The sequence below is a fragment of the Pseudomonas sp. MHK4 genome, assembly GCF_054600775.1.
Map to the genome: position 1 here is coordinate 383,930 of NZ_BAAIAK010000006.1, position 9,281 is coordinate 393,210.

A 9,281-nucleotide genomic window follows, 5' to 3' on the forward strand; every position below is an offset into this window, starting at 1 on the left:
CCCGCACGCAAACAGTTGCAACCAATGGTCATCAACCCCGGTCGACATCGAAAAGCCAACCATGGGGATTTGCAGATGATTGGAGTGATTGTGCCGGTGCATAACGAGGAACAGCGCCTTGAAGAATGCATCGAGTCGCTGCTGACGGCGTCTTTTCACCGAGATCTGGACGATGAGGAAGTGAGGATCCTGATCGTCCTGGACGATTGCACGGACGCTTCCCTGGACATCGCCCAGGCCTATGACGTGTGGACGCTCAGTTGCAACCACCGCAACGTTGGCAAAACCCGGGCCCAGGGCGCCGAACACCTGCTGGCGAAGGATGCACGCTGGCTGGCCTTCACTGATGCCGACAGCGTCGTTCCGGATTCATGGCTGGCAGAGCAGATCAGCTTCAACGCGGATGCAGTCTGCGGCCTGGTCGAAGTCAGCGACTGGTCCGAACATCCGGAGCGGGTTCGCGAGCGCTATCACGCCAGTTACCGCGTCGTTGACGGTCACCGGCATATCCATGGTGCCAACCTCGGGGTCTCTTCGGCGGCTTACCTGAAGGCTGGCGGATTCCAGGCCTTGCCCGCTCATGAGGATGTGCAGCTGGTCGCAGACCTCGAGCGCAGCGGCGCGCGAATCATGTGGACGGCGAGGAACCGGGTCACCACCAGCGCCCGTCAGCACTGCCGTTGCCGGGAAGGCTTTGGCGACTACCTGAAGTCGTTGGCCTTTTGACTATTGGCAGGTCTCGGCGAGATCGATCGAGGTCGCCGTGCGGCTCCAGTATTCGAGGAGGAAATCCGTTTCTTCATGGCGCACCAGACGATGCAGGTGCAAGCGCTCGGCAAGCGCTGCGTGAACATCGCGACCGTCCTGGGAACAACCTTCGATCGGGTGCAACCAGTGACAGGCCAGCACGCCGCCTGCTGGGCCCAGGCTGCGCAAAGTCTGCTCGATGACCTGGTGCCATTCACCTGCATCGAGGAAGTAGCCCACTTCGCTGAGCACGATCAGATCAAACTCACCGTCTGGCCAGTCACGGGGAATACGGGCCTGTTCGACGCGGACATGTTGCAGGCCACCCAAGCGCTGACCCGCCAAACCCACCGCCTTCGCGTTGATGTCCTGGCACAGCAACGCGTCGCTGCGCCCGGCCAGCTGCGCACTGAGTTCACCGTTGGCGCAGGCCGGCTCGAAAACCCTTTGATAACGCTGGCGCGGCAGGCTCGCCATCGTCAGTTCGCGCTTGCGCTTTTCGTACCAGCGGGTACGAAAGGACCAGGGATCATCGCTGGCCTTGAACATTTGCTCGAAGTAGTCGGGCGACAGGCTCATAAAAACACCAGTTCAAAAGGTTGCAGCAGGCGGTCGAGGGTTTCTCGGCCCAACACCGCAGGTGACTGTTCTTCAGGGCTGACCTGCGAGGCATGGGCGGCAATGGCCTGGCGCTTTTGCGCCAACACCTGGGGATCCAGCATGTATTTGTGCGCTCGCGCCCAAGGGATCCGAGCATCGTCCGGTCGCGCCCAATGCCACGCCCAGACCGGCACTTCGATCAGGCAGGCCTGTTGCTGCGCGACCACGTTGGCGGTCGCCCGACCGGTCGCCTCGTGATCGCAGTGGCCGTCCTGGCGCCATGTGGTGATCACCCGATCTTGCGGGCGAATCATTGCCGCCAGTCGCTCGGTCAGTAACGCCTCGCGCTCCGGTACGCCGCTGTCGGGCAAGCCCAGGCGCTGCCAGTCCAGGGCATTGACATCGAGCCCCATCCGGGCGAGCGCGCGCGTGCTTTCCTGCGGGCGTTGGCGGCGCAGGCGCTCCGGTGTCCAGTGCCGTGACCGCGGATGGCTGGCTTCGCCATCAGTGACCGCGATCATCAAGACATCGGCCTCCCTGCCCTGCATCCCGGCCAGGATGCCGGCGCAACCGAGAACTTCGTCGTCTGGATGCGGAGCGACAACGACCAAGCGCTGTCCGACAGGTACCAGTTGGTGGTGGGTGATGATGGGTATCTGGACCAGCCAGTCACTGGCCTGCCATTCGGCCAGCGAAGTGCCCGAGCCCTGGATGAGATTTATTTCTACTGGAGCCGTCTCGGCGCTCACAGCTCCCACCCCTCTTGCGCTTGCGCGGCAAGCTGCTGTCCAAGCTGCGCCAGGTCCTTTTCGGCATGGCTCTGGCGCACGAATACCGGCAGGTCGGCGGCGAGCCTGGCGAAGTGACTATCACGACAGAACGGGGTGGCTCCCAACCCACGCCCGACATGGGCAAGCACGCTGTCGGCCGCGACTTCCACTTGGGCGCGCAGGCGCCTGACCGGAAGTTGCGCGCAGCGCCTTGGGTTGTCATCGATCCACTGGGCCGTTTCCCGAAGCGCCGCCCTGGCCATGCACAGCGCCGCATCGACAGCCCCCAGATGAGCCTCGGCATGCACGTCGCGATACGGCTGCGTGCAGTGCTGGCGAAGATAACCGGCGAGCGCGCAGGCGGCGCCGTACCAGCACGCGGCAATCCCGCCGCCACCGTGCCAGAAGCCGGGTCGATCGACATACTGCCCGGGCGCCCCGACACAACGGCCAAGACTACCTTCGAACAGCAGGTCGACGCTGGCCGTACTGCCCATGCCGACTGCCTGCCAGCCATCTTCGAGCAACCTGATCGAGGGCTGGCGCAACGTGATCGCGACCAACTGCGGCCGTTGCTGTTCGTCCCACGCCGTTACGAGGGCCTGATCGAGCACGGCAGCGCCGGAACACCAGGCCTTGCGCCCCTGCAGGTAAACATTGCCTGCCTGGCGATCGACAATCTCGAGCCGGGCAAAGGGAGGCTCGGCCGCCCAGGTTCCCCAACTGCCAACGGCCACAGACGAGTCGGGCTCGAGCTCGGCCATGATTGCCAACGCATCGGTATGGCCTTCGAACAACTTGGCCAGCCGCAGGTCGCTGGTGGAGACGGCTGCCAGGGTGCGCCAGCGTTCCAGCGTATGGCCATGCCCGGGCATTGGCAGCTGGGCAAATCCCGCCCTGATGAGTTGCTCGAGCATCGGTTGCAGACCGGCGTCCACGGTGCCTATCGCGGGTCGGCAGGCAAACGGCTGCAGCAGACTTTCGAGGGTTGCCACATTGCTCATGGCTCATTCTCCCTGTTCGCGACGGAGTGCTCTTGATATTCGGAACTTGATGTTGAGAGGCAGGCAGCCTGCAGGAGTTCATTGCATCTGTACCTGAATCGCCGAGCCAGTTTTTAGAACCACCCATGCCCGGGCAAGGTCTCTGCTCAATAGACATCCTTCAAATCGATGGGCAACGGAGGAGAACTCAGATGACCTCGCAAGCGCATGCTCCCGCGCAAAAACTGCTGTTTGAACGCAATGGCTGGGTGCCGAACAACTCGCGCCTGCCGGTGCTGATTTATCCCAACGCCATCGCTGTCCAGGGCGACGATCCCGCGGCCCTGTTCGAGCAAACCTTCAGCGCCAATGGCTGGCCGCCGCAATGGCGCTATGGCGTGTATGACTATCACCACTACCACACCGAAGGCCATGAAGTGCTTGGCGTAGCCAGCGGACATGCCCGCCTGATGCTGGGCGGTCCTGATGGCCTGGTGCTGGAAGTCAGTGCCGGGGATGTACTGTTGTTGCCGGCCGGCACCGGTCACTGCAACCTGGAGTCGAGCGACGACTTCCTGGTGGTCGGCGCCTATCCACCGGGCCAGCATGCCGACATTTGCCGTGAGGCGCCGAGCGCCGCGCAACAGTTGAGCATCGACACGCTACCGTTTCCCGATCGGGACCCGGTGCAAGGTTCCCATGGCGCGGTAAGCGAGTATTGGTCTAAAGCCCAGCAGAGAAAAATCTAGAACTCGAAGCCCAGGCCCCGATCCAATGGTTAGACAATGGAGGCAAGCACCATGAACAACGATGACCGAATCCCCCCTGCCGACACGCCGCACCCCGACGAGGATGAGACCCTTGAGCCCTCACCTCCCGAAACCACCGAGGAGCAAGCCGAGGACCAGCGGCGCAAAGTGGCCGAGATTGAACGCAAGGTGGCGGACGGCAATTGAACCCGCGATGCATCAATGCCGCCGGGTCACGATCAGCGCCACCACGGCGATGCGCTCCACCCGTTCATAGCCGGGTTTGAGCAACTCCTCGCCGAACACGTCGGGGTCCAGCTCTCGGTAGGTCCAGTCAAACCTGTCGTCGCCAAGCAGCGGCTGGACGGATTCCAGAAAGGGGTCCGCCCCGGCGACCATCGCTACCCCGGTGTACAACACCAGGCTGCCGGCCTTATCCAGGCGCGGCAGCGATTCGCGGGCGATGCGCACAGACAAGGCTTCACCCAGCGCCCCACCACCGTGGCGATAGGCACGTTGCTGGCTGTCGTTCATGTAGGGCGGGTTGGCGATGATCAGGTCGAACTGCCCTTCGACACTGCCCAGCACATCGCTTTGGTATGCGCTGACATTACTGGCCTGGGCCAGCTCGGCATTCACCGCCGACAGGCGCAGCGCCCGCGGATTGATATCCACCGCCAGCACTTCGGCGTCCGGCCGGGCAAGGGCGATAACCAGCGCGCCAATGCCGGACCCGCAGCCTATGTCCACCGCTCGCCGCACGGGTTCCGCGCGCTGCTGCAGATGAGCTTCGATCAACTGGGCAAAACGATAGCTGTCGGGCCCGAAAAACACCGCGTCGCTCTGCGTGGTCGGGTACGCCGAATGGGCAATCAGCAAGCGTCCCAGGCTTGACCAGCGCACCGTGCTGCGCCAAAGCGATCCCTCCTTTTCGACGATGCCTGCCTGTTCCAGTTCAGCCAGTTGCTGCGGTGAAAACAGCCCGTGCTCGAAAGGCATCGACCAGCCGAACACATCCCGCAGGTCCTTGGCCAAGAGCGGCACAAAGCGCTGGCACACCCGTTCATGGGTCAAGGGCGTCGGGGTGATGAAACGGTAGTCTTCGGCAGCGAGTAGCCTACCCAGCTCCAGCAATGTGCGATCGGCAATCTGTTGTCCTGACATGCATGACACCTCTGGAATCAGCGCAAACGGGTCACGCATTCAATGAAAAGTCGCGTGGCGTAAAGTCCGGCGGGTCGACAATGACGCTGTGCCGAAAGCCACGGGATCAGCAATTGAAGTTGTTGCTGTGGTGACAGGTCGTGCAGGGAATCCTGCAACGCCTTGAGCTCAGGGTCGTTCGCAAAAGCTTCATCGGCGAAGGCATCGTCGGACGGCGCCCGGCGTGGCACTGGCTGGCGCTGCGGGTCTTGCCAGTCACCGGCGATCCAGTCGTGCAGCAGTTGTTTTTCGTAACCACTGAACACGCCGAACATGGCCGCCGTATCGCCCTCGATCAATTGCCAGAATCGGCTCTCCTTGGGCGGGCCATGCCGTTTGATCCAACCCTTGCGTTGCAGCGCGCCGAGAAAATCTTCGATCTGGCCCGGCGTCGCCAGCCACTGATTGACGGTCTGGCCTTCGACCTTGCAGTAATCGGAATGCATGTGCTGGCCGAAGCTGCGTTTGCGTTCGAGCATGGCGATCACTTCCTGCTGCAGGTCGAAGCCTGCAATCACCGCCGTCGAGCCCGGCCCCAGGTCATTGAGTCGATAGCCGATGGCGACACGCCGATAGAACTCCTCCCGCCCCTGCTCCACGGGCATCAGATCGAGCAGCGCTTCAATCGCCTTGCGTCCGTGCCCGCTGCTGACGTTGTCGATGGTCACGTGCAGGGTGAAATAGTACGGGTCGATCCCCAGCTCACGCAGTTCATAGGCGCTGATCAGCAGGTGCAGCGGCAATTGCTCGTAGCCGAGGTTGTAGCCGATGACTTCAGGCATGAACATCTCGCTGCACTGCCCCAAAGCCAATTGAATCGCACCTTGGCGAAAATGTTCGTCGAGCAGTCCCTGGCGGTCGCCACAGTCGTGCGCCGCCAGCAGCTTGCGGTAGATCACCACGTGATTCTGCCGCGGATCGCCGTTGCCCAGCTCCTCCAGATAAGTGCTCAGCAGCCCGTCATAACGCAGGTCCTGCCAGTGCTCGAGCACACCGGCCAGCCAGGCGCCGTCGACCTCTTTGGTGGGTGCTACCCGTTGCAGGAAAAACAGCGCATGGGCCTTGTTCGAGAAGTATCGACGCGGCCCACCCTGCTTGCGTTCCTCGAGGTAAAGGGCATAGTCGCGCGCGACATCGGCGCAGTGTTGTTCCGTCCATGCTGCCAATTGTCCTGGGGCTTCGGGCAGATCACAGGGCAGTCCGGCGGCCTCGGCCAGTTGCTCGCGCAGGAACTGTTCGCCCAGCGTTGCTGCTTGCGGGTCGTTGCTGTAGAGCAAGGCGTAGAGCTCGCGGTACTGGCCGCCGGCGTCGGCATCCGCAAGCGTCGAAGGCGAACCTGTCAAGGGCGTGAATAGGGTCATTGGCTGTTCTCCTGGGCAGTACTTCGATCTATCACCGGGCGCTTTTCCTAGCGCCTGTCGTCGGACAAAGGTGTTTGCTCATCTGCCTCAGGCAGCTTCCTGTCGCGCTCGTTCCATTCCTGCTCGCCCTCTTCATCGTCGAGGTCGGCCTGTTTCAGGGGATCGTATTTGCCCGGATCGTCCGACGTGGGTAGCGTCTTGTCCGGGTCTTGTTTGTTGTCCTGGAAAGTCGAATCGCTGGACATGTCTCACCTCACAAACCGGGCCCGGATTTTCCGGGTCGTACTGCTTTGAAGGTGTCCAGGGGATTGCGTGCGTTCGAGTAGACGAGCGGCATACACCCTTGCAGGAGACCGGCTTGCCGGCGAAGGCGCCCTCCAGTCAACCAGTCCCCACGGCTGTCCCCGATTTACTGTAGGAGCCGGCTTGCTGGCGAAGGCGCCCTCCCAGTCAACCAGTCTCTCGCGACTGTACCCGACCTACTGAACTGCCCCCCAAAAGTTGGACACCGATCCTGACTTTTGGGGTGTTCCAATGGGAAAGTATTCCGTGCAGTTCAAAATCACAGCCGTTGAGGCCTACATCTACGGCGACGATGGGTTTCGAAAAATCGGCAATCGCTACTCAATTGATTGCAGTCTCCTGCGTCGTTGGGTTGCCGCTTTCCAAGCCCGTGGCAGCGCGGGTCTGCAAGCGAATGGTCACCACTACAGTGCGGCGTTCAAGCTTTCGGTCGTTGAATGTATGTACAAAGAACGACTTTCCTGTCGCGAGGCCGCCACCCGTTTTGGGCTCGGTCAGTCTTCGCAGGTGGGCATTTGGGAGCGCCAGTATTACAGTGGCGGTCTTGATGTACCCAAGAGAAAAAAGACGGTCTCCATGCCAAAAAAATCGCCTGTCCCACCCCAGTCCCCACTCGTAGATGATGATTCGAAAAGTCGGGAACAACTCAAGGCCGAGCTTGAATATCTGCGCATGGAGAACGCCTATCTAAAAAAGCTCGAGGAAATAAGGGAGGCTCCGAACAGGAGCCATCCCCCCAAGAAAAAACGCTCACCGTGATGGCGCTGCGCTCGAGGTTTCCTTTGGACGGCCTGCTCAGGCTGGCCAATCTCGCGCGCAGTACTTTCTACTACCAGGTCGGCGCGCTTCAGAAGCCTGACAAGCATGCGGACCTGAAAGCCACCATCCAGAGCCTCTACCATGAGCATGAGGGGCGTTTCGGCTATCGCCGTATTACCCTGGCGATCCGCAAAAAAGAGCCGGTCAACGAAAAAAGGGTTCAGCGTTTGATGGACGACATGAACCTCAAATCGCTGGTGCGTCCAAAAAGATATCGGTCTTACAAAGGTCTGGTCGGCAAAATAGCGCCGAATCTTCTGGAGCGTAACTTCCTCGCCCAACGGCCCAACCAGAAGTGGGTGACCGATGTTACGGAGTTTAAGGTCGGGCAGAAGAAGCTCTATCTGTCGCCCGTCATGGATCTGTACAACGGCGAGATCCTGGCCTACCAGATCGATGCGCGACCGAGTTTTGCCTGGGTAACCGAGATGCTGGATAAGGCTATTGAACAGCTGCAAGGCCCGGTTAATCTGGTGCTCCACTCCGATCAAGGTTGGCAATACCAACAACCGCGATACCAGCATGTGCTAAAGGATCGAGGCATAAAGCAAAGCATGTCGAGAAAGGGGAATTGCTTGGATAATGCGGTGATCGAGAGCTTTTTCGGAACACTGAAGTCCGAGTTTTTCCACCTCAAACGTTTTGAAAGTGTGGAAGAGCTCCAAACAGGCCTGGACAAGTACATCCGTTACTACAACCATGACCGAATCAAGGCGAAGCTCGGCGGACTGAGTCCTGTGGAATACAGAACCCGATCCGCTGGCTAGCGACAAAGACCGTCCAACATTTGGGCGTCAGTTCATACTGTAGGAGCCGGCTTGCCGGCGAAGGCGGCCTCCCAATCAACCACTCTCTCGCGGCTGTACCCGACCTACTGTGGGAGCCGGCCTGCCGGCGATGACGTCCTCCCAGTCAACCTGTCTCTCGCGGCTGTACCCGATCTACTGTAGGAGCCGGCTTGCTGGCGATGACGTCCTCCCAGTCAACCAGTCGCTGGCGGCTGTACCCGTTCTATTGTGAGGCCTGCCGACGATGGCGGCCTGACAGCCGACCTGTTCCCAAGTGAACGCATCCCCCTGGAGCTGCCGAAGGCTGCGATCTATTGATCTTCTATTCAGCCCGATCAATCCGCTCCAGCGCCCGACTCACCGCCAGCTCGCCGAGCACCGCTTCAACCTTGGCCGGGCTACTAAACCCGATCACTGACCATCAGTGACACGAATCAAGTTACCGAGCGACCCCAAGGCGCACAAACCGGCGGATTCTGGCGTAATCGTAGGCAACGACGCAAGGCGCTGTAGCTTTCGGGAAGTAACCCGGCAAGCTTTTAAACACGTGGGTATTGCTCACAAAAGCGCTGCTAATAAAGGCCGGAAAACCCTCGTTCCAAACGCTCGAACACCATGAAATTCCCCCCGCGCTCCTCCCTCCATCAAACCTGCAAAAATTCCTACAGATCCAACGCGCAGCCATCTCCGACGGATCCTACGCACTCATCGGAAGCGTCCGATCCCAACCTTTATTAGATTCCTGAAAGCTCTCGGGTGCTTGAACGAGGGTGGAAAACCAAGCCTCCCCGTATGCCGATCCAGCCCAGGGAGGACTGATTTTGTCCAACACACCGCGCATTTTCTTTGACCACACTCGCCACAAGTTCACGATCTACCGATTCGACGCTGTCTTCGACGTCCTGGCCTTCGAAGGCCAGGAACACCTGAGCCAGCCCTTCAACTACCGCATCGAATT

10 protein-coding genes are annotated in these 9,281 nt (G+C 60.5%); 4 read left to right on the forward strand and 6 right to left on the reverse strand.

What is annotated here, in order from left to right; all coding sequences use genetic code 11:
* The first annotated feature begins 75 nt into the window (after nucleotides 1-75).
* The gene (locus tag ACYP2Q_RS18215; RefSeq protein ID WP_459731774.1) at nucleotides 76-726 is read left to right on the forward strand and encodes a glycosyltransferase family 2 protein; all 651 of its coding nucleotides are present in this window, start codon (nucleotides 76-78) and stop codon (nucleotides 724-726) included.
* Here ACYP2Q_RS18215 and ACYP2Q_RS18220 read toward each other — a convergent pair whose 3' ends face one another.
* The 3 genes from ACYP2Q_RS18220 to ACYP2Q_RS18230 are packed head-to-tail and all read right to left on the reverse strand — an operon-like array spanning nucleotide 727 to nucleotide 3,121.
* Entirely contained in the window at nucleotides 727-1,326 is a 600-nt protein-coding gene (locus ACYP2Q_RS18220; protein ID WP_459731775.1) for a class I SAM-dependent methyltransferase, read from the reverse strand.
* Nucleotides 1,323-2,096, reverse strand: a complete 774-nt coding sequence (locus ACYP2Q_RS18225; RefSeq protein WP_459731776.1) for a PIG-L deacetylase family protein — start codon at nucleotides 2,094-2,096, stop codon at nucleotides 1,323-1,325. Before ACYP2Q_RS18225 ends, ACYP2Q_RS18220 begins: the two co-directional genes overlap by 4 nt.
* On the reverse strand, nucleotides 2,093-3,121 hold the full coding sequence (locus tag ACYP2Q_RS18230) for an acyl-CoA dehydrogenase family protein (protein WP_459731778.1): 1,029 nt from the start codon (nucleotides 3,119-3,121) through the stop codon (nucleotides 2,093-2,095). Before ACYP2Q_RS18230 ends, ACYP2Q_RS18225 begins: the two co-directional genes overlap by 4 nt.
* Before the next feature lie 191 nt (nucleotides 3,122-3,312).
* On the opposite strand from ACYP2Q_RS18230, the gene ACYP2Q_RS18235 reads away from it, so the two are divergent.
* Nucleotides 3,313-3,849, forward strand: a complete 537-nt coding sequence (locus ACYP2Q_RS18235; protein WP_459731779.1) for a cupin — start codon at nucleotides 3,313-3,315, stop codon at nucleotides 3,847-3,849.
* Between the two features lie 51 nt (nucleotides 3,850-3,900).
* Entirely contained in the window at nucleotides 3,901-4,056 is a 156-nt protein-coding gene (locus tag ACYP2Q_RS18240; RefSeq protein ID WP_459731780.1) for a hypothetical protein, read from the forward strand.
* Nucleotides 4,057-4,068: 12 nt separating this feature from the next.
* On the opposite strand, the gene ACYP2Q_RS18245 is transcribed toward ACYP2Q_RS18240, so the two are convergent.
* From ACYP2Q_RS18245 to ACYP2Q_RS18255, 3 genes are read right to left on the reverse strand one after another with little or no spacing between them, the layout of a single operon-like run.
* Nucleotides 4,069-5,013: a methyltransferase gene (locus tag ACYP2Q_RS18245; protein WP_459731781.1), complete on the reverse strand. Its 945-nt coding sequence runs from the start codon at nucleotides 5,011-5,013 to the stop codon at nucleotides 4,069-4,071.
* Between the two features lie 17 nt (nucleotides 5,014-5,030).
* Entirely contained in the window at nucleotides 5,031-6,413 is a 1,383-nt protein-coding gene (locus ACYP2Q_RS18250) for an iron-containing redox enzyme family protein (RefSeq protein ID WP_459731782.1), read from the reverse strand.
* Nucleotides 6,414-6,460: 47 nt separating this feature from the next.
* Nucleotides 6,461-6,658 (reverse strand): hypothetical protein, encoded by a 198-nt coding sequence (locus ACYP2Q_RS18255; RefSeq protein ID WP_459731783.1) that lies wholly within the window; start codon nucleotides 6,656-6,658, stop codon nucleotides 6,461-6,463.
* A gap of 289 nt (nucleotides 6,659-6,947) precedes the next feature.
* Here ACYP2Q_RS18255 and ACYP2Q_RS18260 point away from each other — a divergent pair.
* Nucleotides 6,948-8,302, forward strand: a protein-coding gene (locus ACYP2Q_RS18260) for an IS3 family transposase (protein WP_459731784.1) whose coding sequence is annotated in 2 segments (ribosomal slippage) — nucleotides 6,948-7,404 and nucleotides 7,404-8,302 — 1,356 coding nt in all. Because the reading frame shifts where the segments join, the coding sequence is not laid out codon by codon here.
* The last annotated feature ends 979 nt before the right edge of the window (nucleotides 8,303-9,281 follow it).

What these genes read in the sequence shown, in the direction of transcription:
- ACYP2Q_RS18240 (WP_459731780.1), top strand. Translation starts at nt 3,901, where the DNA reads ATGAACAACGATGACCGAATCCCCCCTGCCGACACGCCGCACCCCGAC.
- ACYP2Q_RS18255 (WP_459731783.1), bottom strand. Translation starts at nt 6,658, where the DNA reads ATGTCCAGCGATTCGACTTTCCAGGACAACAAACAAGACCCGGACAAG.
- ACYP2Q_RS18215 (WP_459731774.1), top strand. Translation starts at nt 76, where the DNA reads ATGATTGGAGTGATTGTGCCGGTGCATAACGAGGAACAGCGCCTTGAA.
- ACYP2Q_RS18230 (WP_459731778.1), bottom strand. Translation starts at nt 3,121, where the DNA reads ATGAGCAATGTGGCAACCCTCGAAAGTCTGCTGCAGCCGTTTGCCTGC.
- ACYP2Q_RS18250 (WP_459731782.1), bottom strand. Translation starts at nt 6,413, where the DNA reads ATGACCCTATTCACGCCCTTGACAGGTTCGCCTTCGACGCTTGCGGAT.
- ACYP2Q_RS18245 (WP_459731781.1), bottom strand. Translation starts at nt 5,013, where the DNA reads ATGTCAGGACAACAGATTGCCGATCGCACATTGCTGGAGCTGGGTAGG.
- ACYP2Q_RS18235 (WP_459731779.1), top strand. Translation starts at nt 3,313, where the DNA reads ATGACCTCGCAAGCGCATGCTCCCGCGCAAAAACTGCTGTTTGAACGC.
- ACYP2Q_RS18220 (WP_459731775.1), bottom strand. Translation starts at nt 1,326, where the DNA reads ATGAGCCTGTCGCCCGACTACTTCGAGCAAATGTTCAAGGCCAGCGAT.